Origin of the sequence: uncultured Fluviicola sp. (assembly GCF_902168135.1) — a bacterium.
In the GTDB taxonomy this organism is placed as follows: Bacteria; Bacteroidota; Bacteroidia; order Flavobacteriales_D; family Crocinitomicaceae; genus Fluviicola.
Window position 1 is genome coordinate 19,514 of record NZ_CABHOL010000025.1, and the last position, 26,748, is coordinate 46,261.

Here is a 26,748-nt window from a genome sequence, read left to right on the forward strand (position 1 = left end):
TAACTATATTTGAATTAATCATGAAGGAAAGATTAACTGACTTGTTACACACTTATGACGGAATTTCATTGGATGAATTATCCCGTGCTCCCTTAATGAACCGTGTAGATGAGAAGTTTGCCTTTCCGATCAGTAAACTGGAAGCTTTCCTTGATGAGATGCGTCCATATTACGATGTTTTGAATATAGACGGAAAAGTAATCTTTGATTACACCAGTCAGTATTTCGACAATCCTTCCTATTCTTTTTTCCAGGACCATCACAAATCGATCCCAAACCGTTTTAAGGTACGTATCCGTACTTATCTGGACAGTAACAAATCTTACCTGGAGGTAAAAGAAAAGATCAAGGGAAGAACAGACAAGAACCGAATCAATATTGATGGCTTTACCTCTGACTTTTCACAGGAGCAGCGTTCCTTCCTGCTTGGCAGGCTGCGCAAACACATAGACCTAAAACCGGTAATGGTGAATAGTTATCGGCGCATTACGCTGGTAAACAAACTGGTTGAGGAACGTCTCACGATCGATTTTGATATTGTAAACGGAACATTGGACTCTCCTGAGTCCAAAAACCAAACACTTTCGGCAATTGTTATTGCAGAATTGAAACAGCCCAAACTCGATAGAACTTCTCCCTTCTATCAATTAATGAAACGCGAATTAATTCGTCCGTTTCGCATATCTAAATTTTGCTTCGGAATGATTGACCTTTACGAGGAAACCCAATTAAAGGCAAACCGATTCAAAGCAAAAAAGCTACTTATACAAAAACTAATAAACAATTCATCACATGCTTCTCGCCCATCAGCCGGCTTTTAAACTGTTCGGCATCTCCTTTTTCAACGAAGATCTTTATGCGCTTTTATTCAGAATGTGCATCAACTTAGCGGTTCTTGTCATCCTGATCCGCTTCATGTATTACACCAAAGCAAGACGAAAAGACTACCTCTTTACCTACTTTTTGATCGGAATGATCACTTTTTTCCTGTGTTTCGGACTGAAAAAGCTTGATATCGATACCGGAATGGGACTCGGGCTTTTCGCTATCTTCGGAATTTTAAGGTATCGCACGGAAGGAATAGAGATCAAGGAAATGACTTACCTGTTCCTGGTTATTGGTCTTTCGGTAATCAATGCATTGGCATCCAATAAAATCTCACTGGCCGAAATGGCTTTGATGAACGGATGTTTGATTCTGCTGACTGCCGGTTTGGAATATTTATGGCTGCTAAAGCACGAAACCAGGAAGATTATTGTTTACGACCGCATTGACCTGATCCAACCTGAGAAATACGACGAAATGTTGACTGATGTTCAAAAAAGAACCGGCTTGAAAATTAATCGTATTGAGATCGGAAAAATAGATTTCCTGCGGGATGTTGCCCAAATCATGATTTTTTACGATGGAGATATTCAATCATTTGGCACCGGTACCGGGCCAAATGACTCGGAGTAATGAATATTACATATTAAAAAAACGTAGGGCCGGAAAATTTTCCAGCCCTATTCGTTTATGATTATAATTTTCCTTACTTCACAGCATCTGCCTTTTCCTGGGCTTTATTCATAATATTATCAGCCTTAGTCTGTGCTTCCTGTTCCAATTTGTTTGCACTGTTGTCTGCCTTCTTCTTGCCTTCTTTACAAGCAATCTCAGCAGCCTTTTTCTTAAGTGGATTTGACCCTGCAGCAGTCATTGCGTCGTTACACTGTTTATCTGCTTCCGTGCGGATCTGATCACCGGCTTTCTTTGCTTCAGCTTTTACTTTGTCAGCTTCTTTCTGCGCATCGGCCATGATTTTGTTTTTCTCCGCGATCAGGTCTTTTTTCACTTCATCGACCTTGTCTTTGACGATCGTTTTAACGGAATCCTTCGCTTTATCGAGCATTTCCTTGCCTTTTTCTTTCAGGTTATCCTTCAGGTTCCCCGTTGCTTTCAGCAAGGCCTCTTTGAAGTCTGTTTTGATTACCGGCTTGGTCACTGTTCCACCAACCAACGCATTTACAGGAATAACATCCGGAATAGATGCTAAACTCAATTTCGGAGCGATCCCGTTTACTTTTGCAATTCCCTGTTCGGCTGCCTTGATAATTCCTCCCGGGATCATTTCTTTCGGGATCTGCATCGCCATTTTATAATCGATATCCTGCGTAAACGAGGTAGAACCGGTAACTTCGGTATCAATTCCGCTCATTTTGATCTTCAATGGCTTTTTCAGGCTCATTTTCCCATCCTTAAAGCTGAAGAATGCTTTCACATCCTTAAACGTCTGATTCGAAATCTTATCCATACTCAATGCGTCTCCGAGTTTTTTCAATGGTTCAAAACCACTCACCGTAACAGTATTGGTAAAAAAGTCACCATCCCCGGTCAATGTATTGTAAACAGGCTCCAGGGCTTTTGTCAAATCACCTTTCATGTTTAGATTGGAACTAAACTTCCCGGTTGCGTATTTGGCAACCGGCGCCAATTTCCCGATCGTTAAGAAGTGGGATGTGATTTCCTTGATATCGATCTCTTTCAGGTTGTAGCCCAAATCGATTGCCGGTTTGTTGTGATCTTTCGAACTGTAGCTTCCACGAAGACCAACTGTTCCACCCATCGTGTTCATGGTCAACCCGTTCAAAGAAGCAACTTCTTCTTTCACGTTTACATTTCCTTTGATATTGTTCACATCAATTCCGTTGTAATGCAGTTTCTGAACATTGGTATTCAGGTTGAAATCCACATTCTCAGGAATCAGTAAAGGTTCTGCATTTGGATCTACAGGAGCCGGTTGAGCAGATTCCGGGTTTGCTGCCGGAGCACTTGTTCCTGAAACTCCCATCAGCTGATCCAGATCCAGGTTGTTACTGTTGAAATTGAATGCTCCCTTCAACAACTGGTCTTTCTCGTTATTTCCGAATAAATACCCCAAATAGTTATCGATCTTTCCATCCATCGCGAAATCGGATTTACCCATGCTCGCGTGCATTTTCTCCAATGACAGGTTCTGCGGACTGAAACGGAAAGTCAAATCTTTCACGTTTACATCCTCGTTCAGGTCTTTGGATTTGTATAGGAAATCGAATAGTTCGATCAGCCCCTTGGCATCAAATTTCTCGTATTGTTCTGTCTCGATGGCGCTCATACGTCCGTTTAAAGCTACATCGGCATTCAGTTTTCCTTTGTAAGATTCACCTTCGGCCAGAGGCATCACTTTCCCGATCGTAGCCATATTTACACGTGCTTTGATATTGGAATTGATCAACGGATCTGTGATAGGATTGCGTAATTTCAGGTTTGCATCGATCAGGTTCCCCACAAACTCGGAGTGGAATTTCGTGACATCCAAAGTCATTTTGTCCAGGTTAGACCCCCCCGCAAACTTTGAACCTGCATCCACATTAATATTGCTGATAGATCCTAAGCCTGCGTATTGAATCATCGCTTTATTGACATTCAACCCGAAATCCCATCCCGGAAGGTTTTTCTCGTCCAAACGGCCTTTTACTTCCCCATTCATTTTCAGGTTCCCTTTCGCGATCATGCTTTCGTATCCACTTTGATAGAAGCTTGGAACGAGTGATAAAAGATCCTTGAAGCTGATTTCTTTCGTATTCAATTTCAAATCGATCTGGTCGTAGTCTTTCAGCATTTGGTAAAACCCGTCCAAAGACATGTTGAAGTTGTTCAGTGTAAAATGGTTCTCTTTCAGAGTAAATTTGGAATCATCTTCCTTGAATTCCATCAATAGGTTCACATCCGCATTGGTTTTTACTTTCGACAAATAGCTCAGGCCCTCCATTTCGAAGGTCAGCTCGTCCATTTGAGTGCTCGTTGCAAAATCAATCACATCCGCCGTCAAATCTCCTTCACCGGTATGATTCAGGTTCTTGATATTGGCATACATGTCAGAAGCCTGGTCGTCATAAACAATCTCGATGTTCTTCAACGAATATTCTTTCAAAGACATTTTGAACTTCGAAGGTTCCTGATCTGCTTCGGGTAGTGAATCAGTTGGAATGACGATATCATAGTTCGCTTTTCCTTCCGGATCCACGCGTACATCAAATTTGGCGTCTGAGATATGTACCTCATCAATTTCGATCTCATCTCCACCGATTACATCCCATAAACCTACATGTGCCTCAATATTTTTGACACTTGCCAACTCTACGCCCTTAAATTCCGTTCTACCTGTTACCTTCGTGTCATATAATTGGATAGTGACATTTGGGAATGTGGATAGAAAAGTCAGGTCAAAGTCTTTGATGGTTACATCGGCCTTCAATGATTTACTCACCTCTTTCAATACCATTTCCTTAATTTCATCCTTGAAAATTATAGGAATAAGGATGATTGCTATTAACAAGAATAACAGGGTAAGTCCTGTCCATTTAAAAAGTCTGCGAATGAAACTTTTCTTCTTTTTAGGCAATTTTTCTTTTCTAGCCATTGATAGGTATTTTTAAGTATTAACCAAAGATTGTATCTTTACAATTCTACCAAAAATAAGCTTTTCATGAAACAATTAGCAGTCCTAACGTTATTAATTTTTAGTCCTTTTGTGAATCAGGCACAAATTTCTACCGGAAAGGTAGAAGACGCTAAAAAGAAAACTACTTCCGAGGCAGGTAAAGAAGCAAAAGACCCTTCAACGAAGTATAATCCGGAAACGGGAATGATGGATTTCACGGTATTTATCGGAGCCGGGTACAGCATCGGGTCTCACAGACTGGAAGAAAACGGCGATTTATTCGGGAGACCACTTGGTATCCGGGCAGATGAAAAAATGGTAAACCGCTGGACCTACCAGGCAGGTGTAAGAAACCGAATCAATAAGTTCCTGAGCTTCGAAGCCGGATTGTCTATTGACCGTTACGGTGAATCTTACAAGTACGAATCTACAACTACAGACAGTGCTTATTCTTATGACCGCACATACAATATGCTCGCTCTTCCGGTTATCCTGTATTTCACGTACGGAAAACGCGTACAGGTTCTGGCAGGCGCAGGATTTCAGCCTTATATCCCAATGGGTATGAGAACAAAATACTCGATCATTGATTCATTGGGTTCAGACGTTAGCCCGGACGAGTCAAAGACTATTGAAGGGTTGAACAGCGCAGGAATTAATTTATTGTTTTCTGCTGGTGTTCAGTATCGCTTTTCCAAGTATGTTTCCGCTTACGTCATCCCGGCTTATTCTTTGGGATTGACCAACATCTACTCCAAGCAGGAACCGCATAGAGAATGGTTGAATGCTTTAAATATCCGCTTCGGGGCGGCATTCCATTTCCCGGAATCCACAAAGACCCGCACCAAAAAGGTAAAAGACCCGAACGCGAAGAAAGTGTTTGAGTGGTAACATCTATTTTTTATTATAAAACAGTAGGGGCGCGATTAATCGCGCCCCTACTGTTTTCACACATCCGGTTAGAAATGAATTTTTCTGCTGTAATTCTCATTCCGCATTTTCAGCAATCCTTCCAGGATTTCCACAGCTAAGTCCGAAAGCGCTTGTTCATCGGATGTGACTTCTATGCCATTCACCCGCTGGGTCTGCTCAAAATACCAGTCTTCCAGCTTTTCGGTTATATCGGATTCCTTAAAACCCGCTAGTATAAAGATGCCACGATAAAGATCTAGCTGTAAAGTGGTGTGAAGCCCGCCCAGGCTTAAATGGTACAAATGCTTCTGTACTTTCAGATCATCGACAATAAGCCCAAGGGTGAGTTTAAACAAATCCTCGAAGGCAATATTCAGTAAATTAGTGTTATTCATTTTTAAATGGTTTATTGTTTTATGCATTAACAGGAGCGAAATCCACTTTAGCGGAAGTCCGGCTCAAATAGTTCCAGTAATAAAAGGTCAAACTGCAGTGTTTCGTATGTTATTAATTTTTGCTGCCACTCCATAAAAACCGCTTCTATTTCAGGGTAAGTTAAGCGGCCCTCTTTGTAAAGCAGCAGACTCTTTTCATAGATTATTTCCAGGTTATCGTTTATTTGTTTGCACTGTTCCAGCTTTACTTTCAGATTCAATCGTTTTTGTTTCAATTCCAGCGTTTGTTTTTCCAATTGCAAATCGATCAGCTCTTTCCGGCTCTCCAATTCTTCCCGCTTAACGGCATTGATCCGTTTGGTTTTGAGCCATTCCCCGCGGTTGAACAAGGGCACATTCAGATAAATCCCAATTCCTTCATATAAATTCTCGTTGATTTGCCTGGAATAAGATTTTGTTGGATTTCCGGCAAGGAGATAATCTTTATTGTTGGTTGAAAATCCCGTTCCCAAAAGTCCGTTCAATGAAACAACCGGAAGAATTTTCGCCCGCTCGGTCTTCCATTCATTTCGCAATGATTCGGATTCCAACTCTATCAATTCTAATTGAAACACCTCGTCCAAGCGAATGTTTTCCCTCACCACTGCAATGGATGACAAATCAACTCTGTAAAGCGATTTCAGTGGCTGTCCCATTTGAAAGTTAAGATCCATCCATTTCAATTTGGATTCGTTATCCAGGTTTCTCCATAAATCTTCTTCCTCCAACAGGATATTATGGCTCCTAAGCGTATCAATCACATGAATCCTGCCTTCCTTTATCAGCAATCTTTGAACGGTTTGGATCTGACGGTACTTCTCCCCGCGTGATTCCGCCAACCGGACCTGAACTGAAAGTTTACATAAATCCAGGTAGGTTTCGACCGCCCGGACCTTTAATTCGTTTCTTTTCCTCTCCAAACCAGCCTGATCCCTTTCAATCGCTGTCCGGAATAACTGTTGTTTGTGGAAATAAGAAAAGCCATTAAACAACTGAAGGCTCGAATTCAATCCAAAAGACTGGGAATTAACAGAATTCGTTGCAAACGTATTCGTAAAAGCATCCAATCTTCTTCCAAAAGAAGTGTTCAATCCCGCATTTGCAGAGATATTGGGAAGCAATGTCCACCAATGGAATTGTTTATTAATCCCGGAAACATTGAGTACTCCTGACTCAGCGGCTGTTTGGAGTGAGTTATTCCCTACTTTATCCAGGCAAGACTGCAACGTGAGTATTTCCTGACCTAAAGCAGGCGGCGAAAAACATCCAAACAAAATAAAAAATACCGGATAATTCATTTGATCAGTGCTGTAAATTGTTCAAAAAACCGCATCAACAAACGCTTATCTTTCGTAATAACGATTGCTTTCCCTTTCAGCTGTGCCCTGGGTGGAATCTGCAGGTTGTAAGTTGTTTTCAGCTGATTCGGAAGTTCAATACGCAGTTCATATTTTCCATTCTTGTCCATTTGAGTAATCGCGCTCACTCTTCCCTCCAGCATTCCGAATTCCGTTTTCGGATAATCCGTCAATTCAATAAATGTCCTTTGTCCTTTTTTAATTTTCCCAGATCCGGAACTTATTACAGAAGCCACGGCCTGATAACCATTCCCATCAGGAACAATAATAAGGGAAGCTTCCTCGGCTTTGTAGTATCTGTTGACCTGAAGCATCTTGTTAAAAATTACTTTGCCTGAACATGGAGCTGTCCAGGCAGCATCTTTCTTCCAGTTTAGGAGCTCATTGGTCAATCCCGTAAGCATCTGCCGAATTTCAGCTGATCGTTGAAGTCGCTCCGAACGGGTATCGTGTTCGAGCTTCAGGATCTCTTTACGCAAACTGTTCAATGTAATCAAATTCTGAATGGCTTGTTCTTTTTGTCCTTCAACTGCCTGCATGGACTGATTCCTGGAATGTTTTTCCTGGGTGAGGGATTGCCTGGAAATGGCATTTTGCGCAGCCAAACGTTCCCCGCCGGCCAATTGTTCTTCCATCAAAGCATATTCGCTCTCCGAAAGTTTCATTTTCTTACCTGAAATAACCTGCAGCTGTTCCCGAAAAGCAATTTCCCTGCGGATCAGTTTGAGTTCTTCCTGTTCCGGGCTTAAAGCGTATTCCAGGTTCCATTCCCGGATCTTTGAAAGCAGGTTTGTCCATCGCTCCCCAAAACTCCCAAGTTGCAGCTGCTGATCGAAAACGGGAATTTCCGATGGAAACTCATCAGCCAACTTTTCCAGTTCCTGCAAATAAGCCAGTGCTTTTTCAAAGTCATGCGAATTGACCCTAAAGTCAAACTGGGCAAGCAGATCCCCGGCTCTTACCTCTTGGTTTTCAACGACATTTAAAGCCTTCAGCTGGACATAACTCTGGTTCGAGAGTTCGATTGGCGCCTTAGAAGTGGTTACAATTACTTCACCGGGAATCTCATCCGGATAACGGACAAGCCAGGCCAAACTTACCAAAAGAGACAAGGCCAGCAACAACACACCGCCTCCCGAATTGACGATCCATTTCGGCGGAGTTGTGAGCAGTTCATTCATTTCCTCACTTCTTAACCCGGTGAATTCCTCGTGTTCCTTTTTCATTGGTTCCAATTTATCCGACCGCTTTTTCCAGTTCCAATTGACTCCGCACCAGGGAATAATAAGATCCCCTGAGGGCCAACAGCTCATGATGTGTTCCTTTTTCAACCAGCGAACCGTTGTCCAATACCACAATTTGATCTGCATGCTTTACGGTACTCAGTCTATGTGCAATGACAACTGCTGTTCGACCGCCAAAAAATGCATTCAGGTTATCCATAATGATCCGTTCATTTTTCGAATCCAGGGAACTGGTTGCTTCGTCAAAGAATAAAAATCCGGGATTCTTGTAAACGGCTCTGGCAATCAATATGCGTTGTTTTTGTCCGCCACTGATCCCCATTCCTTCATTCCCTATTTTCGTATTGTAGTTTAACGGAAGCCCTTCAATAAATTCACGGATATTTGCTGTTTCAGCGGCATTTCTCAATTTCTGCCGGTCAATAATTTCCTCCCCGAGCGCAATATTATTAGCTATCGTATCATTAAAAATGTATCCGTCCTGCATAACCGAACCACAATGAGCCCGCCAAACCTGCTGCGTAAAGTTTTCCAGATCCATAGAATCAATCCTTATTTTTCCGCTCGTAGGCTCGTAAAACCGCAGAAGCAGTTTCATCAAAGTTGTTTTACCACTGCCACTTGCCCCCACGATTGCAGTCAAGCTACCGGATCGGATAGTGAGGTCAATGTTTTCCAGCACATCTTTTTCGGCTCCTTTGTATCGAAAACTGATTCCTTCCAGGACGAGGTCTTTCTCCCTGGGAAGTTCATTGAACCTATGCGAATCCTCCGGCTCTTCGTCTTCCTTGTTGTGAATCTCATTCAGGCGTTCCAGGGAAATTTTAGCATCCTGTACCGAATAAATGAATCCCAAAAACTGGGAAATCGGGGCATTTAACTGACCTATGATATACGAAACCGATAACATCATGCCCAGGGTCAGCTGTCCGTCTATTACTAACTTGGCGGTATAAAAACTGACAAGGATATTCTTCAGTTCGTTGATGAATGTTGCACCGTTACTTTGGAACTGCTCCAATCGCAGGGTTTTGATGCTTAGTTTGAACAACTTCACCTGTATCCGCTCCCAATCCCAGCGCTTTTGCCTTTCTGCATTGTGGAGTTTGATTTCCTGTATCCCGTGGATCAACTCAACTATTTTCGACTTGTCTTCTCCACCCCGTGAAAAACGCTCCTGGTCCAGGTCCTTTCTCTTCCTTAGAAAAAGCTGAACCCACCCGAAATACACCATGCTTCCTGCCAGGAAAATGAAGAAAACAGGCAGACTGTAAACCATCAACACAATACTGAATATCAAGAAATTGAAAAACGAAAACAATACGCTCAGTGTCTGATTCGTAAGCAGGGTTTCTATCCTCGAATGATCGTCAATCCGCAGCATCAAGTCGCCCATTTTCTTAATATCAAAAAATGAAATGGGCAGTTTCATTAGTTTGACCAGGAAATCCGACACGAGCGAAATATTGATCCGTGCGCTCAAATGCAGCAAGATCCAGCTCCTGACAATATCGACGCTCATCCTGCCCAGGAAAACAAATAACTGTCCGAAAAGGATTAAGTACAGGAAGTGATAATCCTTATTTTGTATCCCGATGTCCACCACACTTTGCGTTAAAAAGGGAACGATCAACTGCAGGATACTTGATGCCAGCAATCCGAAACTCAACTGAACCAGGAATCTGCGATACTTTTTCAGGTATTGGAATAAAAACCGGAATCCGTTTCCTCCCGTTATTTCTCCCGCTTCCTTTTCCATGAACGAAGGCGTAGTTTCGAGCAGCAGGCAGATTCCTTCTTCGGTATTTTCATCGGCATGAGTGCCAATCCAATTGGTTAAGAATTCCTTTTTGGAATAGATTCGCTTTCCTTTTGCCGGATCGACCACATAAAACCGGCTTCCCCTGATCTTGTACAAAACAACGTAATGACGCTCGTTCCAAAAACAAATACAAGGCAAGGGAGCATCTTGTTTGAGACTCTGTAAGTTAATTTTCACAGCCAGTGTGCGCAACCCGATTCTTTCAGCCGCATTGCTGAGTGTCTGCAGACTGCTCCCCAAACGGGTTGTTTCCGAAAGGTCCCGCAGTTTCTCCAGGCTGATGGAACGACCATAATACTTTGCAATCATGCGAATGCAAGTCGGGCCGCAATCCATAGAATCTGGCTGTTTGTATACCGGGAAAGGCTTCACGATTTCTAAGGTTTAAGAAAGACAACTTCTACACGCATGTTCCTGTTTTCGTCTTTATCTGTTTTTTCGGGTACTAACGGAACTGTATTGGAATAGCCATAACAAGTGATTCGTTTTCCATTTATACCGTGGTTCATGAGATATGCCTTTACCTTCTCTGCTCGGTTAAGAGATAATATCAAATCGGGTTGACAGCAAACATGTCCGTTTAATTTGACCTGGACAGTGGTATCATTTTGCAAAATCATCTCAAGCATTTTTAAATTCTCTATAGAATTCTTTATGATAGTGGTCGTTCCCGAATTGAAATTGATCTTAAGGTTCACGGGAGTATTGTACTTAATAGCCGGCTTTACGCTGTACACAAACACATCGACCCTGCGGAAAGTTTCTTCGTTATTCCTTCCCTTTTTGCGCTCTTCATTCTTGTTCAGCGTATCAATCACAAATGCTTTTATGTTCGATGACCCAATAAGCTTTAAGACCGAAGTCATTCTTTTTGAAGCGAGGTTTTTATTGTATGCTGCAGTTCCCACCGTATCCGTATAAGCAATGACTTTTATTTTTCCGTAAGCCAGCTTTAATTGATTGATCCTGCTTAAAAATGCTGCCGGATTTTTAACGGTCGAACTGCCCACATCAAATGAGATGGAAAGGGAATCAGCCAATTTCACTTCAGCAAAATCCTGTGCCTTTAATCCGCAATAGGCAAACAGCCCAATTATCAATAGATATAATTTCATCCCCATATTCTTGTATTTATCTCATTCACTTTTTCTTCCGGAATGATCATGTTTCCGTTTTCAATGCGTATTCCGCAATCTTCTTCCGACAGGTAATTTTCGTCGCCTTTCCACAGACTGATGAATGGATTGTAACCGCATTTGGAAGGCTTGCCATTCTCCCTATTGTCCATGGTAAAAGCCCTGCAGTCGCTGCAGATAGTCCGGAACTCGCAGACAGAACAAATACTGATTTTGTCTTTTGTCCATTTCCATTTCTTTTGAAATTCGTTCTCCAAAACTACTTCAGCACAGGAAGTATCGTCAACATGACCGAATGCACTATTTATAGATGGACAATTTCCTATCCATCCATTCCGGTCAACACTTATCTTGTGGGCCAAACAGCTGTTATAATTCATGTTCCGAACATAGGCTTGCGTATTTTGTCGAAACTGAGCCATTGAAATATTTCCGCAATGGTCGTGTGAAACCGCTTCCTGCCGGGTAAATACCAATTTGTAAAAATTCACATCCAATTCGAAACCTTCCGAGGCATTGTAAATCAGGATCGTACTCAAGCGAAAAAAACGCTCTTTCAAAGCTGAATCCAAAAAGGCTTTCAGATCTTTGTGAAAAGGAACCAATATTTGGATCGACTCGATAGTTGTTTCATTGCTATAAACCTGCAAAATCCGAAGATTCTTCACTACCGAATAAAAATCCAAAAACCGCACTTCCAGGAATTGTGCTCCCAGTTCATCCAACTGATTCAGAACAGAAGGAATGCTCCAGGATGAATTCTCATCCAGTTCAAGGATGGCGTTATTGATGGCTGATCCCGGGTAATAATCCGTCGGGAGCGGTGTTAAACATGCTCCGATCTCTTCGTCAATCAGCAAACCCAATTCGTTTTCAAGAATAAACGTTTCATATTCTTTCACTAACGTCCTGTCCAGTTCCAGGCAATCCACCAGATCATTCGGGACCAAATGCGATTTTGCCTTTTGCAGGTCAACCAGCAAAGAACGATTGTATCCCTTCACCGGAATTACATTCGGATATAATTTCAGTACCTGCCTGCTTTCAACCGTATTCATAGCTTTTGGGAATAATCGATCATTAATGAAATGGGCAGCATTGGTTCGTACAAACATTCCAGCCTATCCATCTTTAATTTTTGGATGGTAATCCGTGCTCGTTCTTCCCTTTGCTTTCTTTTTTGATCCAAGTCCGCACCGGGAAATTTTTTAGCTAAAATCGCATCTGCTGTTTCAATTCCTTCCATAGCGTTCAATTCATTAAAAATTTGGCCACCTCGTAATCCACATTCGAGTTTGTTGTCTGGGAAACCGCTCCGTACTGACCGTTCGGATTGACTTCCAGGAACACGTATTTTTTATCTTTCGTAACCACGATGTCCAGCGATCCGAAATTCAGATCCAATTTTCTCATCAGTTCACCAACCTGTTTTTCAATTGCTTCCGGCAGGGTGTAGTTGCACATCCGCATCCCGGAATCATATCCCAACCGATAATCCAATGCCGCAACCTCCCGGCTTTGAGAGAAAATGGCTTGCGAATAAACCTTGCCGTCCAGGTAAATCGTACGGATCTCAAACAGCTTGTCGAGTTTTTCCTGGAACATACTCAGATCAAAAAAATCCGGCAGTAACTCCAATTCTACTTCACCCACCGGAACAGTGTACCCCATCCGGTAACTGTCTGCTTCTCCCGATTTGGTATAATGGACACATTCAAAAGGGAATGCGAGTGATTTCGTAATAATTGCTTCTTTGTTGTTCTTCCAAAAATCCAGCAGGTGTTGTTTGGACCTTGTGATCAGGGTCTTTGGAACCTCGATATTCAGCGAAGTACATATTTCCAGGAATTCAATTTTATTGTAGTTTCCATGCCCGAATTTCCCCAAACACCTTTTTGCGTGAAAACACCGGCGGATTTGTTCGGTCCTTGTTTTTAGGTGTTCATCCGAATAAACTTTTAATCCTTCCTGGGAAAATTCACCGGTTCCGAAACGATAAACCTGGATATCTGTTCTGCGGTACCAAACCGATTTCACATCACCGGAATTGCATACAAACCGATCATTTTTATAAATCCGGTAATCAAATTGATTCCGATCAATCAGGTATTCCAATTCAATCGCATCATCTTCCAGGAATACTTCAAACGGTTCCCGGTGATTGTTCAAATAAGCAAGAACACTCCGTGAATTCAAATCAGCCCGTTCCGTAAAAACCAGTATCATTCGAACATCAATAATTGAGTGGGTATCGGGCAATTCTTGATCAAACCGATCTTTAAGCGTTCCGTGGTGATCTCCTGTTTTTGTTTTTCCGAAAGATTAAGGTTCTCAGGAACAGCCAGCATTCCATAAGATTGGGGTAAATCCGTCACGGAATAATGCCTGTCGAGCCAGATTGCATAATGACTTGGCGGCATGCGGCCGGCAATCACTTCTTTAAGCAAAACATCTTTCATTTCATCAAAGAATGCCTGGTTGTAGGAAGAATGAACGAGCAATACAAATACCTGTGAAGAATTGCCCGGAAGTATCCATTCACCGGGATAACCCAGTTTGTAAATAATATTTTTAAATGCGATTAAATTGATGGAGTCGGTTAGCGCCATTTCCCGGTTAACAGCAATGGTATCAATTGGCGTATCCGAATAGAACTTCATTCTCGGTACCTGGTCGGCTTCCAGCATAGTCTGTAAAACAAGCATCAGGGAATCAGTGTTGCTTCGTTTCAGTTTGGCAAAATTGTCAAAACCCTGCTGTACCAATTTTTGTTGTTTAGCTGTATAGTCTTTATTAATTTCACCAAGGTCGATCTGCTTTACCTGACCAAAGCAAGCCATATCAAAACCATAATTGGACCAGGCACTTCTCAAACATTTGGCACTTTTAGTTTCCTTCCCTTGTTTTTTGTAGCAATGAGCCATGAGGATATATTCCTCGGAATAGAGCTTTCCATATTGTTTTTTCACTTTCGACAACTGGTTCAAACTTTTTGAATAATTTGAATCATCAATGGCTAAGCGGTAAGCTACATCGCAATCCTTTTTGTATTGGATGTGGTTGAATTGTCCGTAAGAACAGATGCTGACAAGCATGCCAAGCAGGAAGAGTGCCTTTTTCATTTTGCTGGTTTATTTTTGGAATCCCCCGCTTCATTGCAAAGCAGGGGATAATGGTGACTTTTTATCGTTTGATGTAATCCAAACCTTGGGTTCCTGACGGATAGTTTGGCGGATTGTAAGTCATCGCGGCAGTATCTCCGTCTTGTCCTCCAAATCCATCATGACGAGTTTCGCGTGCCGGTCCGTAGGTAGTTTCACCTCCTGATATTCCCATCAGGTTCTTTGAATCAAACTTCTTTGATTGTAAAGATTCAAGTGTTTTATTCATAATTGAATGTGTTATTTTGTTTTGCCTACTCTATTTCTTTAACTTTACCCTAGCATTTTCGGCTGCACTGCTAAGGCAGAGTGTTTGCATTGTCAGGAGCCGGTAAACTGCCGAAATGCAGGGAGGTGTTACCGCACCTCCATTTTTTTAAAACTATTTTCAAGGATTTCGCCCCGACTTTAAATCAGGTATTGGTAAGAATGTCTTTTCCGGAATAGGTTCTTTTCATATAGAATAGGGTATTTATCTAGAATATTTAGTAGTTATAAGTGAACAAAATGTTGGTTATTTCTAATTTTTCAGGTCTTTCCTGTTTGATCAAAAATAATCAAAAACCCCAAAATAACCCATATATGGGCTTTTATGGTTTTTACGAAACCTCCACTCTTGTATGTGCAAAATGTGGTTGACAAAAACTTCCTGAATGCCCTTGGAAACAGGGTGCGCGAGCTGAGACTGGCCAGGAATATGACCCAGGAGGACCTGGGATTTCTTGTTGGAAACTCCGGCAAACAAATCGGACGTATCGAAAGGGGAGAAAATAATGTCTCTACCTGCATGATCTATCAGATTTCCAAGGCTTTGGAGATTCCGTTGAATGAACTTTTCCATTTTCCGATCGAATAAAAAGGAATGGCATGGGAATCGCGATCCCCACACCATTCGGTCACTTCCACCCGACCAATAATCCGCATGTTCTTTTTCAAGGCTCATGTTTTAATTATTTTAAAATCAAACAGTTATATCGAAATTACCGGGTGCCCGGATTCTTTTTGAACTTACATTTTTCTCTTTTGAGAATCATTTTTCGTCCTTCAGTTCACAAGCACGAAACAAATCTATAAAATATTTCTCATTATTGTATACTTTTTGGTAATTAATTTACTCAAAATAGTAAACAATTTTGTCACTATGCAGCATCGTGGCGAAATAGTGGAAAGAGCAATTCGGAAAAGTGGGTATCCCATCAGCCAGATTGCGCGAAAATTGGGAAAAAGCAGGAGGTGGATGTACCTCATGTTCGATAATTCCCAGGTGGATATCGAATCAATTATTTCGATCGGCAAGATCATACACCATGATTTCTCTGATGAAATCAAGGAACTCAGCGTCGTAAATCCAGATTCCTTTTCCGAACAAGAATCCAAGTACAATAAACAGAACAAAGATTACTGGAAGAATAAGTACCTGAAAGTATTAGAAAGCTACAACGCATTACTTAAGAAAACCAATCCGGATAAAACGGACTGAAAAGGGCGAAAATAAAGCCAAAAATTCATTCTCACTTATAGCTCACATCTGCGTAATTACACTATTTTTACCCGAAATTCCCGCATATGACTACAAATTCCCGTAAACGAGTATTTTGTGTTTAACATTATACTCGGTCAAGTGAAGATTTTTGTCACTATGCAACACCGTGGTGAAATAGTAGAAAGAGCAATCCGGCAAAGTGGGTATCCCATCAGTTCAATTGCCAAAAAATTGGGTAGAAGCCGCAGATGGATGTACCTGATGTTTGATAATACGCAAGTGGACCTGGAAACAGTTATGTCCATCGGAAATATTATTCACCACGATTTCTCGGATGAGATCAAGGAATTGAGTTCCATGAACAATCATTCTTTCGAAGATCCTGAAAATCCTTACTCCAACCAATCCAAAGAATACTGGAAAAACAAGTATTTGAAGCTCCTGGAGGACTATAACGAATTATTGAAACGTACAAACGAGAAATAATGCCTCGACTACGCTCGGCATCCCTCGTCGTAGTTTTTTGTAAGTTATAATTGGTGACTGAGCGGAGTCGAAGTCCCAATTTTCAATTAATGCGTGGAAAGCATCGTTTCATTCACCACCACAATAAAATCAGCGCGATTCAAATGTTCTTTCCGGAGTTTGCGCACCTCTTTTTGTGAAACCGTTGTAATTGTTCCCACACTGGTTCCCGGAGCATATTGCTGCACGTACCACATAATTCCCTGGTGGAAATCCGAATGGAAAGCACCGTTTAGGAAATACACGTTCTTTCCGGCTTTTACATGCTGTGTAATGGAATAACCCATTGTAGCATCTTTGATTGCCTGTGCATATGCAAAATTGATCCCCGAAGCATGCATCTCTTTCCCCATTTCGATTAATTCCACATATTGTGTCAGTGTAGAATCAAATGGAAAAGGCAGCGGGGCCATCCATCTTTTCTGGTCTTCCGGAAGTGTATCCAAAGCCGCTAATCCCTTTTTAAAGACTAAACTGGCATATTTACGGGTCACATTTGCCGCAAACGGAATATTCCCTTGTGCAATGGCAGAATCCAGCACCGGTTTGTAATCTGTTTTGAAATTGACCCACAATTCCGTTGAATCTTTCAAAGCCTTGTAAGATTTGTTCCTGATGTAATCATTCAGTGCCTTTGCCTGGTGCAGCTCAAACATTTCAAAGCCTACTGCCAGCTTAGGGCCTTTGGCATGTTTATTCAATTCCATCAGCACGTTCAGCTCCAACCAGTGTGAAATCGGGTTATCGTGAAATTCTCCGAACAAGACCACCTGGTTCTGAGAAACGTTATCCATCATTTTCCCGAAAGACACTTCTTTTCCTTTAGCATCAAAAATGCGGAACGCCTCCAGGTCCTGCGCATGCGAGCCAAAACCTATCAATAAACAGATTACAAGATATTTCATCCGCCAAAGATAGGAACTTTGAAAAAAGTCATTCCTAACCGTTTTAAGTAAGATGGATCAACTTAACTACCTTTCACCAAGTAGATGATCTGTTAAATTGTGGGAAAAACGGTAAAATTACCGTTAGCTTTCGGTAAAAATAACTACATTTATTCTCAAGATTAAAATTATGGGAGCAGCAGAAAAAATATACAATACCATTCCTTCTAGAATTGATCAAAATGAAATGCTCAGTATCATATACTATATTTCCAATGAAGGACAGAGTAAACAATACTTCAACGCCCTAAAATCTATCAGTGAGGAGGACGATAAGGAAATATCAGACTGGCTCGGCATGACAGAAAAAACTTATAGAAACTATCGAAACGAGGACCGGGCGGTTAAATCCAACCTGATGGAACATCTCGTTATGTTAATTTCTTTATTTAAACATGGCATTGAAGTCTTTGGTACTCCCCACCAGTTTAAAAAATGGCTGACAACTTCAAACTTCTATTTTGGCAACAAAGAACCGGAACACTATATCGACACGGTAAGCGGAATTAAATTTATTGATGACCGGTTAACCGGGATTGAATTCGGAGACAACGCTTGATATGGAGGTTTTCAGGGTATCAAGCACAAAATATTCCAAAGAACTAACCGCATCAGGGAAAGCAGCCAGATGGAATAAAGATGGTGAGTTTGTTATTTATACCGGAGAAACCAGGTCCTTAGCGATGTTGGAAAACATCGTCCATAAGTCCATTCAAACGGGATTGGATTATGAGACTATGATCCTATCAATTACAGATTCAGAAGGTATTTTTTCCAGGAAGAGAATAAGTGATTTACCTTCCAACTGGAGAGATATTTCAGCGTATTCAAAATTGCAGGACATAGGAAGTAAGTGGTATCATAGTAAAGAATCACTGGTCTTACAGGTGCCTTCGGTAATTGTTCCCCAGGAATTTAACTACATTATAAATGCCAACCATCCCGAATTCAAAAACCACATAACGTTGGTTCGTCAGGAAGAATTTGTATTGGATAACAGACTACATTAATTGTTCGTCATCACGCAAAAAACTGTGTGATTCGCACGAAAATTTTGGAACACGAATTCTATCTATTTTTAAGTAACACAAAGACAACACCTACCTCAAAAAGGTTCATTATTTTTGCACTATGTTGAAAAAACTGCGTCATGCTCTTCCGATAACCCTGCATAGCTTGTTGCTCCGGATTGGAATCCTTTTGTTATTGATGACCGTAACCCGACTGGTATTCTATTTTTTCAACCTGGATTCCTTTGCCCATGTAAATTTCACAGATTGGCTGGCCGGAATTTGGTTCGACCTTTCCACCATAGGGTTGCTGCTCATGCCTTTCATCGTTTTCAGTTTACTGCCTGAAAAATGGCAGCAAAATTGGATTATCCGGGCATTGCAGGCAGTAACGTTCTTTATTCCAACTTTATTAATTGTTGCCCTGAACCTCATGGACACGGCCTATTACAATTTCACATTGAAACGATCCACAGCGGATCTCTTTGTGATTGTTTCCGCCGGAAATGATGTGGGACAGTTACTCGGAAGTTTCTTTGCCGACTATTGGATGCTCATCCTCATCTTCATTATCGGCACATGGCTCCTGGTAAGATTTTACAGAAGAACCAGTATCCGGAAATTGAAAAATGTTTCGAAGAGCACACTGCGAAAAGAACTTGCTGTCTTCTTCCTGGTTGTTCCCTTGTTTTTCCTGATAGGAAGAGGTGGATTTGGTCTGCGGCCCATTTCATCCATTGATGCCACCTTATATACACAACCTGAAAATTCTGCGTTGGTACTCAATTCAGCATTCACTTTGTTGAAGTCCATCGGAAAAGATGATTTAACGGAACAGCACTATTATTCGGGAAAAGAGTTGGACAAACTTTTCAACCCGAGAAGGACCAGTCATCCGCAGCACATTCTCCCTGACGGTACCAACGTAATGATCATTATGCTGGAAAGCTTCGGGAATGAATGGGTAGGACAATTCAACAACAGTGTTTCCTACACTCCCTATCTGGACTCACTGCTCGATGAATGCTGGTATTTCGAATACGGGATCTCTAACGGAAAGAAATCCATTGAAGCTGTACCGACCATTTCCGCATCGATACCGACATTAATGGACAATCCGTACATCTCGTCAGCTTATTGCAACAACCAGTTACAAAGTCTTCCGAATATTCTTACAAAACACGGTTACAGTACGGCATTTTATCATGGAGCAACCAATGGCTCTATGCGCTTTAACAGCTTTGCCTCTCAAATGGGCTACGAGGAATACATCGGGCGTTTTGAGTATAACAACGACAAACATTTTGATAAAACCTGGGGAATCCTGGATGAATATTTCAATCCATGGACCGCCAGACAGTTAACCAAACTAAAAGCGCCTTTCATGGCGAACCTGTTTACACTTTCTTCACACCACCCTTATTTTGTACCGGAAGAATGGCGCTCAGTAGTCAAAAAAGGACCTCACCCTATCTGTAAAAGCATTCACTACGGAGATATCAGCTTGCGCAAATTCTTCGAACAGGCAGCCAAAGAACCCTGGTTTAAGAAAACACTTTTTGTAATTGTTGCAGACCACACTCCTTCCAGCAACAGTGAAATTTACAACCAGCGCACGGAAATGTACCGCATCCCTATCGCATTCTATGATCCAAGCGGAAAACTTCCACGCAGACGTGAGAAAGTAATCTTCCAGCAAATAGACATTATGCCTACCGTGCTGGATTTGGTAAATATCAAAACCGATTACTACAGTTTCGGGAACAGTTACTTCTCCAAAGAACCGCGTGAAGCAGTTACTTACCTGGAAGGATCTTATTACTACTTCCGGAACAATAAATTATTGGTATATTCGAATGATAAGATTGCCGGATTATTTGACTTTACCATTCGTACCAGGAACCCAAAAAACCTGCTGTCAGCCAAAAAAGCCGAAGCAGAAAGGATGGCAAGACGATTGAAGGCCATCATTCAAAGATATAATCATGATTTAATCCACAATCAGACGATTGTTCGATGAAAAAAAGAATTCGATTCATAATCAATCCCATTTCGGGCGGGGTCAAAAAGGCCAGGGTTCCTCAGATGATCGAGGAGCACCTGAACCATGACCTGTTTGACTATGATATCGCAATTACGCAATATAAACAGCACGCCAAATCCATTGCAGAAGAATCCGCACAGGAAGGAATTGATATCGTTTGTGCAGTAGGCGGCGACGGATCCGTTCACGAAGTAGGAACCGCATTGATCGGAACAAAATGTCACTTAGCAATTATTCCCACAGGTTCCGGAAACGGGCTCGCAAGGCATTTAAAAATCCCGCTGAAAACACCACAGGCCATTCAAAATATCAATGAACTGAATAGTATCCGCATGGACACAGGTCTGGCAAACGACAAACCTTTTTTGGGTGTGGGAGGTTACGGCTTTGATGCCTATATTGCCAAACGTTTCGATGAGTACCACATTCGAGGTTTTTGGGGGTATACTCAACTGGTTTATGAAGAATATTTCTCTTACAAACCACCAAGAATGAAGATCACTCTTCCGGATGAGCAGATCAAGGGAAACTTCCTCTTGTGTTCAATAGCAAATTCTTCCGAGTTTGGAAATGGATTTTGTATTTCTCCCAAGTCCAACGTTATTGACGGACAAATGGAATTGGTGCTTTTGAGCAAGTTTTCCTGGTGGAGGACCATGGGGGTAATCAGCCGTTTTTTCTTTAAAAAGATTGAAGGTTCCCGGTATATTCGTATTATTCCCTTCCAAAAAGCGCGGATTATCCTGGAAGTTCCGTTGGCCCATTATGACGGTGAACCTTTTGAAGTCAGAAAAGAAATTAATTTAGAGATAGTTCCTTCCAGTCTTTCCGTACTTTGCGGAAAAGCTTACCTGGATTTCGTCCATTTGAAACTTAAAACAGAATAAGATGTTTATTGAAACTGATTTGGAAACCGTATTGTCACATTTGAATAAATTGACAGCTGATAAAAAGCCGGCTTGGGGGAAAATGTCTGCCCAGCGAATGGTGGAACATTTAACAGACACCCTCCGCATTGCGACAGGAGAAAACCCGCAGCAATTACTCATTCCGGAAGACAAGGTGGAACGCATGGTTGCTTTCCTGTATACCGATAAACCAATGGCACAGGATATGCAGGTTCCTTTCGCGAAAGAAGACACTCCGCTTCGTCATGAAGAACTGGAATTGGCAATAGATGAATTTGTGGAAGTATACCTGGATTTCCAGGAACTTTTTGCTGAAAATCCCGAGCTGAAAACGATCCATGCTTATTACGGTCCTTTGAATTACGAACAATGGGATTTGCTGCATAAGAAACACCTGACGCATCATTTTACCCAATTCGGGATTATTTAAATAGTCCGGAAACCAAATTAAAAAGGCACTAAAAAACCCTGATGATCGATCAGGGTTTTTTTATTATTTCTTTAATTTTTCTGCGGGAACCTCTTTTTTCTTCTCAACAGAAATTTGTTTCTTAGCAGGTGTTCTGCGCTCTGTTTTTTTGGGCTCTTGTTTCTTTGTTCCATCTTGTGCAAAAACTGCAACAGAAGTTCCAAGAACTGCAATGATAATAATCGCTAAATTTTTCATGTTCTTAATTTTTTACGAAGGATTTACAATTTATATGCCAATATACATAAAGTTCAAATGGGTTCAAACGGTAAAAAGGTTCAAAATCTTTCGGTAGTCAAAGAATTGAGCATTTGAACGGTTTAAACCTTTTAACTTTCACTATATTTGAAAGCGAAACAACAAAGACATGGTTCAAGCCTTTAAAAATCATTGGACAGGAATAGAACAAGTTGCAAAAGCGTTACTGAAAGGGAAGTTTTTGTGGTTTTTTGTTCCCGGACTAATCGTTGGATTGATTTATCTCTACTATAAATGGCAGGCTGAAAAAGTTCTGGCTGTTGCTCACGTTGCTGATGATGTTCCGTTAGTTGGATCTGCAATAGGATGGCTGGCAGATGGTATCTTCAGCATCTTCGACCTGATTGTTTCGGAATTCTACAAATTTGTCATTTTAGTGGTTCTCTCTCCGGTAAACTGTATTCTTTCCGAAAAATTCGATAGTTACCTGACCGGAAATGAGTATAAATTCGATTTCATTCGATTATTTAACGACTTCCTGAGAATGATCCTGATTGTGATCAGCGCCTTATTTTTGGAGTATGTTTTCCTTGGGATCTGGTGGCTTTTCTCCTGGGTTATACCTGACTTCATCGGAGAAACAGTCTTCTTCTTAATCGCCTCTTTCTTCGTAGGATTTTCTTTCTACGATTACAGCATGGAACGCTATGGTTTGAACTTCTTCAAAAGCTGGGGAATGGGATTCTCCAGAATGAGCTACATGCTGATCACAGGAGGAATTTTTACCCTGATGATCAAAATACCGGTAATCGGGATTATTGTGGCGCCGGTTCTAACAGCAATGCTTTCAACAGCTGTTTACATCCTGATGAATAAAAAACCGGAAACACAGCCTGCTCCTGCCATTAAAGATCAAGATCTATTAGATAAATAAAAGAATAAACACATGAATGAATTATTCTCATCCTTCCGGGCAAGTTCTAAAGAAGAATGGATCGCCATCCTGAAAAAGGAATTGAAGGGTGAATCGATCGATACATTAAACAAGATCAATCGCGTAGAAGAAATTGCTTTCCCGGCCTATTTCCACCGCGAAGATCAAAAAAGTCATTTCTCCGATCCGGGCTTAGCTCCTTACACCCGTGGTATCCAATCCAAAAACAACGACTGGACCATCGCAACGACTTTCCGTATCGGTGATTTAAAAGAAACAAACCGGGAAATTATTGCTGCGCTGATGGCAGGTACGGATCATTTGGTACTGGAAGCAACAAGTTCAGAGCCCATTGATTTTCAAATGCTTTTGCACGAAGTTGGTTTGTCCTTTATCCATACCACCCTTAAAGCGAAAAGTATTGATCAGGTAAATCAATTCTTAATCTTCGCCAAAGAAGCTCCTGTTTTGATCGAATACGCCGACAATGACGAATTACTTAAGACCAATCTTCAACTTTGCCAGGATAAAAATCCAAATCTGAAGTTATACCATATAGACGCATTTCTGGTACAGCAAGCCGGTGGAACAACCTGGCAGGAATTGAGCATCGCTTTAGCGGAAGGTCATGAATTACTCCTCAAACAACTGGAAAAAGGCATCGATTGTGATACAGCCGCAGCAGCCATTCATTTCACACTTGGTATCGGAAGCAAATACTTCTTCGAATTGGCAAAAATCCGCGCATTCAGAACTTGCTGGGCGCAGATTGTTTCGGCTTATTCTCCGAAACACACTTGCTCATTAGCTGCTACAATTACAGCCCGCACCGGCTTTTTGAACACAAGTCTCAAAGATCCGTACACCAATTTGCTGCGCCAGACTACCGAAGCAATGTCTGCAGTTTTGGGTGGAATTCAACACCTGAACATTCAGCCATATGATTGGTACTCCACAAATTCCAATACGGTGTTTACACGCCGCATGGCAACCAATATTTCCCTGCTTCTGAAAGAAGAATCCTATTTACAGATCGTACTTGATCCGGCAGGTGGTTCTTATGCTTTGGATGCTTTAACCGAAACTATTGCCGAACGTGCATGGAGTTCGTTCCAATGGATAGAACGAAACGGAAGTATTTCCAATTCCGAAGTGCGAAAAACACTTGCTTCGGAAATCGAAGAAAAAGCGGCTATGCGCACGGCAGAGATCAAAGACAAAACGGAAAAAAGGATAGGAATCAATATTTTCCCTAATCCGGAACAGGTTGAGAACAGCTGGACAGAACTCCCTGCATGCTGGAATAATCTGAAACCTTTAATTTTAGAACAAACCCTATGAGTATCCGTCAATCATTTGAAAACGTATCCTTAAATTCGGATGCACTGTCAGGGAAAGCCGAAAAGGAAGTCTTTTCCACACCGGAGAAAATAGAACTGGCAAGTTATTACAACAAAGCAGATCTTGAAAAGGTCGGACATTTAGGATTCGTAAGTGGTTTAGCTCCGTTTTTGCGCGGACCTTACGGTTCCATGTATGCGATTCGTCCGTGGACAATCCGACAATATGCAGGATTTTCAACTGCAGAAGAATCAAACGCATTTTACCGCAGGAACCTGGCGGCAGGTCAAAAAGGTCTTTCCGTTGCATTTGACCTGGCAACGCACCGCGGATACGATTCGGATCACGAGCGCGTAGTCGGTGACGTAGGAAAAGCAGGAGTGGCGATTGATTCCATCCTGGATATGAAAATTCTCTTCGACCAGATTCCATTGAACGAGATGTCGGTTTCCATGACCATGAATGGCGCCGTACTTCCGATCATGGCATTTTACATCGTAGCAGCCGAAGAACAGGGAGTTAAGCAAGAGGAACTTTCCGGAACTATTCAAAACGACATTCTCAAAGAATTCATGGTGCGGAATACCTACATCTACCCGCCCGCTCCATCAATGCGCATCATTGCAGATATTTTTGCTTACACGGCTGAAAAAATGCCGCGCTTCAATTCCATTTCCATCTCCGGTTACCACATGCAGGAAGCAGGTGCAACTGCCAGTATTGAATTGGCTTACACCTTAGCAGACGGATTGGAATACCTGCGTGCAGGAATCGGCGCAGGAATGGACGTAGACACATTTGCTCCGCGCCTGAGCTTCTTTTGGGCGATCGGGATGAACCACTTTATGGAAATCGCGAAAATGCGCGCAGGAAGACTGCTTTGGGCAAAACTTGTTTCCCAGTTCAACCCGAAAAGTGAGAAATCACTGGCGCTTAGAACGCACTGCCAAACTTCCGGGTGGAGTTTAACCGAGCAAGATCCGTTCAATAACATAGCAAGAACCTGCATCGAAGCCATGGCAGCCGGTTTCGGCGGAACACAATCACTTCATACCAATGCATTGGATGAGGCCATCGCACTACCGACAGACTTCTCGGCGCGTATTGCCCGCAACACCCAAATTTACCTGCAGCAGGAAACTGGAATGACAGACCTCATCGATCCGTGGGGCGGAAGTTATTACGTAGAAAGCCTGACACAGGAATTGGTTGACGAAGCCTGGAAACTCATCCAGGAAGTAGAAGAATTGGGTGGAATGGCCAAAGCTATAGAAACCGGTATTCCTAAAATGCGCATCGAAGAAGCGGCAGCACGCAAGCAGGCCCGAATTGACGCAGGAAAGGACATTATTGTTGGCGTTAACCGCTACCAATTGGAAAAAGAAGACGTGATTGACATCCTGGAAGTAGACAATACCAAGGTTCGTGAATCCCAGTTAAAACGATTAAAGGTACTTCGCGAAACCAGAAATCCGGAACGTGTGAAAGCTGCATTGGAAAAATTAGCCGAAGCGGCACGCACGGGAACAGGTAACCTACTGGAGCTTGCTGTAGCATGCGCCCGGGAACGTGCATCCCTGGGTGAAATCTCATTGGCAATGGAAGAGACCTTCGGAAGACATCAGGCAACCATCCGTTCAATCAGCGGAGTTTATTCAGCGGAAAGTATGAGTGATACCGATTTTGAAAAAGCTAAAACTCTGGTCGAAACCTTTGCAAAATTGGAAGGAAGAAGACCGCGCATCATGATCGCAAAAATGGGCCAGGACGGACACGACCGCGGAGCGAAAGTCATCGCGACCTCCTTTGCTGACATTGGTTTTGATGTAGACATAGGACCCCTTTTCCAAACACCTGCAGAAGCTGCCAAACAAGCTATTGAGAACGATGTCCATGTATTGGGAGTTTCGTCATTGGCAGCAGGACATAAAACCCTGGTTCCGCAGGTTATTGGCGAATTGGAAAAATTGGGCAGACCGGATATTATGGTGGTTGCCGGAGGCGTTATTCCCGCTCAGGATTATGATTTCTTGTACGACGCCGGAGTTTTCGGAGTATTTGGACCCGGGACAAAGATCTCTAAGGCCGCTCAGAAAATTCTGGAACTGCTGATCCAAAGTGCTCAATAATTAAAGCTTCAAAAACGTTCCAAAGGTTCAAAGGGTTCAAATCTTCTTTCACTGACGACCTTCGGTGTCAGGATTTGAAAACGCTCTTAGAGCTTCGAAGGTTCAAGCTTTTAAAAAATTCAATTTGAACATTTGAACATTTGAACATTTGAACATTTGAACATTTGAACATTTGAACATTTGAACATTTTTTAAAGTAAGTTTGGTAACATTCCGGTAATTGAGTTGTTTTTA

Annotated in this window: 27 protein-coding genes; 14 read left to right on the plus strand and 13 right to left on the minus strand. The window is 41.9% G+C overall.

The window, feature by feature from the left end; genetic code table 11:
• Positions 1 to 20: 20 nt before the first annotated feature.
• A complete protein-coding gene (locus QZT69_RS10545; protein ID WP_294673846.1) occupies positions 21 to 821 on the plus strand; it encodes a polyphosphate polymerase domain-containing protein in 801 nt (266 codons plus the stop codon).
• On the plus strand, positions 793 to 1,458 hold the full coding sequence (locus QZT69_RS10550) for a DUF4956 domain-containing protein (protein ID WP_294673848.1): 666 nt from the start codon (positions 793 to 795) through the stop codon (positions 1,456 to 1,458). The genes QZT69_RS10545 and QZT69_RS10550 overlap by 29 nt, the downstream gene beginning before the upstream one ends.
• 73 nt (positions 1,459 to 1,531) lie before the next feature.
• Here the strand turns inward: QZT69_RS10550 and QZT69_RS10555 are convergent, their stop codons facing one another.
• A complete protein-coding gene (locus tag QZT69_RS10555) occupies positions 1,532 to 4,441 on the minus strand; it encodes an AsmA-like C-terminal region-containing protein (RefSeq protein ID WP_294673849.1) in 2,910 nt (969 codons plus the stop codon).
• 66 nt (positions 4,442 to 4,507) lie between these two features.
• Here QZT69_RS10555 and QZT69_RS10560 point away from each other — a divergent pair, with 66 nt between their 5' ends.
• Positions 4,508 to 5,353: a hypothetical protein gene (locus tag QZT69_RS10560; RefSeq protein WP_294673850.1), complete on the plus strand. Its 846-nt coding sequence runs from the start codon at positions 4,508 to 4,510 to the stop codon at positions 5,351 to 5,353.
• Positions 5,354 to 5,421: 68 nt separating this feature from the next.
• Here the strand turns inward: QZT69_RS10560 and QZT69_RS10565 are convergent, their stop codons facing one another.
• The 10 genes from QZT69_RS10565 to QZT69_RS10610 all read right to left on the minus strand — a co-directional run bounded on the left by QZT69_RS10565 (position 5,422) and on the right by QZT69_RS10610 (position 14,758).
• Entirely contained in the window at positions 5,422 to 5,769 is a 348-nt protein-coding gene (locus QZT69_RS10565; protein WP_294673852.1) for a hypothetical protein, read from the minus strand.
• Between the two features lie 47 nt (positions 5,770 to 5,816).
• Complete coding sequence (locus QZT69_RS10570; protein WP_294673853.1) at positions 5,817 to 7,106, minus strand: TolC family protein; 1,290 nt, start codon at positions 7,104 to 7,106, stop codon at positions 5,817 to 5,819.
• Positions 7,103 to 8,392: an HlyD family efflux transporter periplasmic adaptor subunit gene (locus QZT69_RS10575; protein WP_294673855.1), complete on the minus strand. Its 1,290-nt coding sequence runs from the start codon at positions 8,390 to 8,392 to the stop codon at positions 7,103 to 7,105. Before QZT69_RS10575 ends, QZT69_RS10570 begins: the two co-directional genes overlap by 4 nt.
• Before the next feature lie 10 nt (positions 8,393 to 8,402).
• Entirely contained in the window at positions 8,403 to 10,604 is a 2,202-nt protein-coding gene (locus QZT69_RS10580) for a peptidase domain-containing ABC transporter (protein ID WP_294673857.1), read from the minus strand.
• Between the two features lie 5 nt (positions 10,605 to 10,609).
• Positions 10,610 to 11,347 carry an OmpA family protein gene (locus QZT69_RS10585; RefSeq protein ID WP_294673859.1) on the minus strand — a complete coding sequence of 246 codons (738 nt, stop codon included), beginning with the start codon at positions 11,345 to 11,347 and terminating at the stop codon, positions 10,610 to 10,612.
• Positions 11,344 to 12,426 carry a grasp-with-spasm system SPASM domain peptide maturase gene (gwsS, locus tag QZT69_RS10590; RefSeq protein ID WP_294673862.1) on the minus strand — a complete coding sequence of 361 codons (1,083 nt, stop codon included), beginning with the start codon at positions 12,424 to 12,426 and terminating at the stop codon, positions 11,344 to 11,346. Before gwsS ends, QZT69_RS10585 begins: the two co-directional genes overlap by 4 nt.
• Positions 12,423 to 12,614: a hypothetical protein gene (locus QZT69_RS10595; RefSeq protein WP_294673864.1), complete on the minus strand. Its 192-nt coding sequence runs from the start codon at positions 12,612 to 12,614 to the stop codon at positions 12,423 to 12,425. The genes gwsS and QZT69_RS10595 overlap by 4 nt, the downstream gene beginning before the upstream one ends.
• Before the next feature lie 5 nt (positions 12,615 to 12,619).
• Positions 12,620 to 13,594, minus strand: a complete 975-nt coding sequence (locus QZT69_RS10600; protein WP_294673866.1) for a hypothetical protein — start codon at positions 13,592 to 13,594, stop codon at positions 12,620 to 12,622.
• Entirely contained in the window at positions 13,591 to 14,490 is a 900-nt protein-coding gene (locus QZT69_RS10605; protein WP_294673868.1) for a hypothetical protein, read from the minus strand. Before QZT69_RS10605 ends, QZT69_RS10600 begins: the two co-directional genes overlap by 4 nt.
• Before the next feature lie 61 nt (positions 14,491 to 14,551).
• The gene (locus QZT69_RS10610; RefSeq protein ID WP_294673870.1) at positions 14,552 to 14,758 is read right to left on the minus strand and encodes a hypothetical protein; all 207 of its coding nucleotides are present in this window, start codon (positions 14,756 to 14,758) and stop codon (positions 14,552 to 14,554) included.
• 363 nt (positions 14,759 to 15,121) lie between these two features.
• Here QZT69_RS10610 and QZT69_RS10615 point away from each other — a divergent pair, with 363 nt between their 5' ends.
• The 3 genes from QZT69_RS10615 (at position 15,122) to QZT69_RS10625 (ending at position 16,498) form a co-directional block, all read left to right on the plus strand.
• Complete coding sequence (locus QZT69_RS10615) at positions 15,122 to 15,385, plus strand: helix-turn-helix transcriptional regulator (protein WP_294673872.1); 264 nt, start codon at positions 15,122 to 15,124, stop codon at positions 15,383 to 15,385.
• A 285-nt stretch (positions 15,386 to 15,670) separates the two neighbouring features.
• Positions 15,671 to 16,009, plus strand: coding sequence for a CRISPR-associated protein Cas4 (locus QZT69_RS10620; RefSeq protein WP_294673875.1), 339 nt, complete (start codon positions 15,671 to 15,673; stop codon positions 16,007 to 16,009).
• A gap of 159 nt (positions 16,010 to 16,168) precedes the next feature.
• The gene (locus QZT69_RS10625; RefSeq protein ID WP_294673877.1) at positions 16,169 to 16,498 is read left to right on the plus strand and encodes a CRISPR-associated protein Cas4; all 330 of its coding nucleotides are present in this window, start codon (positions 16,169 to 16,171) and stop codon (positions 16,496 to 16,498) included.
• A gap of 86 nt (positions 16,499 to 16,584) precedes the next feature.
• Here the strand turns inward: QZT69_RS10625 and QZT69_RS10630 are convergent, their stop codons facing one another.
• Positions 16,585 to 17,442 carry a ChaN family lipoprotein gene (locus QZT69_RS10630; RefSeq protein WP_294673879.1) on the minus strand — a complete coding sequence of 286 codons (858 nt, stop codon included), beginning with the start codon at positions 17,440 to 17,442 and terminating at the stop codon, positions 16,585 to 16,587.
• A gap of 169 nt (positions 17,443 to 17,611) precedes the next feature.
• On the opposite strand from QZT69_RS10630, the gene QZT69_RS10635 reads away from it, so the two are divergent.
• The 5 genes from QZT69_RS10635 (at position 17,612) to QZT69_RS10655 (ending at position 21,873) form a co-directional block, all read left to right on the plus strand.
• Positions 17,612 to 18,040: an MbcA/ParS/Xre antitoxin family protein gene (locus QZT69_RS10635; RefSeq protein ID WP_294673881.1), complete on the plus strand. Its 429-nt coding sequence runs from the start codon at positions 17,612 to 17,614 to the stop codon at positions 18,038 to 18,040.
• A gap of 1 nt (position 18,041) precedes the next feature.
• Complete coding sequence (locus tag QZT69_RS10640; protein ID WP_294673883.1) at positions 18,042 to 18,491, plus strand: RES family NAD+ phosphorylase; 450 nt, start codon at positions 18,042 to 18,044, stop codon at positions 18,489 to 18,491.
• Positions 18,492 to 18,612: 121 nt separating this feature from the next.
• Positions 18,613 to 20,511, plus strand: a complete 1,899-nt coding sequence (locus QZT69_RS10645; protein ID WP_294673885.1) for an LTA synthase family protein — start codon at positions 18,613 to 18,615, stop codon at positions 20,509 to 20,511.
• Entirely contained in the window at positions 20,508 to 21,422 is a 915-nt protein-coding gene (locus QZT69_RS10650) for a diacylglycerol kinase family protein (protein ID WP_294673887.1), read from the plus strand. Before QZT69_RS10645 ends, QZT69_RS10650 begins: the two co-directional genes overlap by 4 nt.
• A 1-nt stretch (position 21,423) precedes the next feature.
• Complete coding sequence (locus QZT69_RS10655) at positions 21,424 to 21,873, plus strand: DUF1569 domain-containing protein (RefSeq protein WP_294673889.1); 450 nt, start codon at positions 21,424 to 21,426, stop codon at positions 21,871 to 21,873.
• A gap of 63 nt (positions 21,874 to 21,936) precedes the next feature.
• Here the strand turns inward: QZT69_RS10655 and QZT69_RS10660 are convergent, their stop codons facing one another.
• The gene (locus QZT69_RS10660; protein WP_294673891.1) at positions 21,937 to 22,110 is read right to left on the minus strand and encodes a hypothetical protein; all 174 of its coding nucleotides are present in this window, start codon (positions 22,108 to 22,110) and stop codon (positions 21,937 to 21,939) included.
• Between the two features lie 169 nt (positions 22,111 to 22,279).
• Between QZT69_RS10660 and QZT69_RS10665 the strand changes: the two genes are divergently transcribed.
• Genes QZT69_RS10665 through scpA form a run of 3 tightly spaced genes read left to right on the plus strand, consistent with a single transcriptional unit; the run spans position 22,280 to position 26,514 of the window.
• Complete coding sequence (locus QZT69_RS10665) at positions 22,280 to 23,044, plus strand: hypothetical protein (RefSeq protein ID WP_294673893.1); 765 nt, start codon at positions 22,280 to 22,282, stop codon at positions 23,042 to 23,044.
• Between the two features lie 12 nt (positions 23,045 to 23,056).
• Complete coding sequence (locus QZT69_RS10670) at positions 23,057 to 24,385, plus strand: methylmalonyl-CoA mutase family protein (protein WP_294673895.1); 1,329 nt, start codon at positions 23,057 to 23,059, stop codon at positions 24,383 to 24,385.
• Positions 24,382 to 26,514 (plus strand): methylmalonyl-CoA mutase, encoded by a 2,133-nt coding sequence (scpA, locus tag QZT69_RS10675; protein WP_294673897.1) that lies wholly within the window; start codon positions 24,382 to 24,384, stop codon positions 26,512 to 26,514. The genes QZT69_RS10670 and scpA overlap by 4 nt, the downstream gene beginning before the upstream one ends.
• Positions 26,515 to 26,748: the final 234 nt, after the last annotated feature.

Bases quoted from the DNA above. Each gene is read 5' to 3' on its own strand.
- QZT69_RS10560 (WP_294673850.1), top strand. From the start codon at position 4,508: ATGAAACAATTAGCAGTCCTAACGTTATTAATTTTTAGTCCTTTTGTG.
- QZT69_RS10665 (WP_294673893.1), top strand. From the start codon at position 22,280: ATGGTTCAAGCCTTTAAAAATCATTGGACAGGAATAGAACAAGTTGCA.
- QZT69_RS10640 (WP_294673883.1), top strand. From the start codon at position 18,042: ATGGAGGTTTTCAGGGTATCAAGCACAAAATATTCCAAAGAACTAACC.
- QZT69_RS10660 (WP_294673891.1), bottom strand. From the start codon at position 22,110: ATGAAAAATTTAGCGATTATTATCATTGCAGTTCTTGGAACTTCTGTT.
- QZT69_RS10625 (WP_294673877.1), top strand. From the start codon at position 16,169: ATGCAACACCGTGGTGAAATAGTAGAAAGAGCAATCCGGCAAAGTGGG.
- gwsS (WP_294673862.1), bottom strand. From the start codon at position 12,426: ATGAATACGGTTGAAAGCAGGCAGGTACTGAAATTATATCCGAATGTA.
- QZT69_RS10630 (WP_294673879.1), bottom strand. From the start codon at position 17,442: ATGAAATATCTTGTAATCTGTTTATTGATAGGTTTTGGCTCGCATGCG.
- QZT69_RS10615 (WP_294673872.1), top strand. From the start codon at position 15,122: ATGGTTTTTACGAAACCTCCACTCTTGTATGTGCAAAATGTGGTTGAC.
- QZT69_RS10645 (WP_294673885.1), top strand. From the start codon at position 18,613: ATGTTGAAAAAACTGCGTCATGCTCTTCCGATAACCCTGCATAGCTTG.
- scpA (WP_294673897.1), top strand. From the start codon at position 24,382: ATGAGTATCCGTCAATCATTTGAAAACGTATCCTTAAATTCGGATGCA.
- QZT69_RS10555 (WP_294673849.1), bottom strand. From the start codon at position 4,441: ATGGCTAGAAAAGAAAAATTGCCTAAAAAGAAGAAAAGTTTCATTCGC.
- QZT69_RS10670 (WP_294673895.1), top strand. From the start codon at position 23,057: ATGAATGAATTATTCTCATCCTTCCGGGCAAGTTCTAAAGAAGAATGG.
- QZT69_RS10575 (WP_294673855.1), bottom strand. From the start codon at position 8,392: ATGAAAAAGGAACACGAGGAATTCACCGGGTTAAGAAGTGAGGAAATG.
- QZT69_RS10545 (WP_294673846.1), top strand. From the start codon at position 21: ATGAAGGAAAGATTAACTGACTTGTTACACACTTATGACGGAATTTCA.
- QZT69_RS10655 (WP_294673889.1), top strand. From the start codon at position 21,424: ATGTTTATTGAAACTGATTTGGAAACCGTATTGTCACATTTGAATAAA.
- QZT69_RS10565 (WP_294673852.1), bottom strand. From the start codon at position 5,769: ATGAATAACACTAATTTACTGAATATTGCCTTCGAGGATTTGTTTAAA.
- QZT69_RS10620 (WP_294673875.1), top strand. From the start codon at position 15,671: ATGCAGCATCGTGGCGAAATAGTGGAAAGAGCAATTCGGAAAAGTGGG.
- QZT69_RS10605 (WP_294673868.1), bottom strand. From the start codon at position 14,490: ATGAAAAAGGCACTCTTCCTGCTTGGCATGCTTGTCAGCATCTGTTCT.
- QZT69_RS10595 (WP_294673864.1), bottom strand. From the start codon at position 12,614: ATGGAAGGAATTGAAACAGCAGATGCGATTTTAGCTAAAAAATTTCCC.
- QZT69_RS10550 (WP_294673848.1), top strand. From the start codon at position 793: ATGCTTCTCGCCCATCAGCCGGCTTTTAAACTGTTCGGCATCTCCTTT.
- QZT69_RS10570 (WP_294673853.1), bottom strand. From the start codon at position 7,106: ATGAATTATCCGGTATTTTTTATTTTGTTTGGATGTTTTTCGCCGCCT.
- QZT69_RS10585 (WP_294673859.1), bottom strand. From the start codon at position 11,347: ATGAAATTATATCTATTGATAATTGGGCTGTTTGCCTATTGCGGATTA.
- QZT69_RS10600 (WP_294673866.1), bottom strand. From the start codon at position 13,594: ATGATACTGGTTTTTACGGAACGGGCTGATTTGAATTCACGGAGTGTT.
- QZT69_RS10610 (WP_294673870.1), bottom strand. From the start codon at position 14,758: ATGAATAAAACACTTGAATCTTTACAATCAAAGAAGTTTGATTCAAAG.
- QZT69_RS10635 (WP_294673881.1), top strand. From the start codon at position 17,612: ATGGGAGCAGCAGAAAAAATATACAATACCATTCCTTCTAGAATTGAT.
- QZT69_RS10650 (WP_294673887.1), top strand. From the start codon at position 20,508: ATGAAAAAAAGAATTCGATTCATAATCAATCCCATTTCGGGCGGGGTC.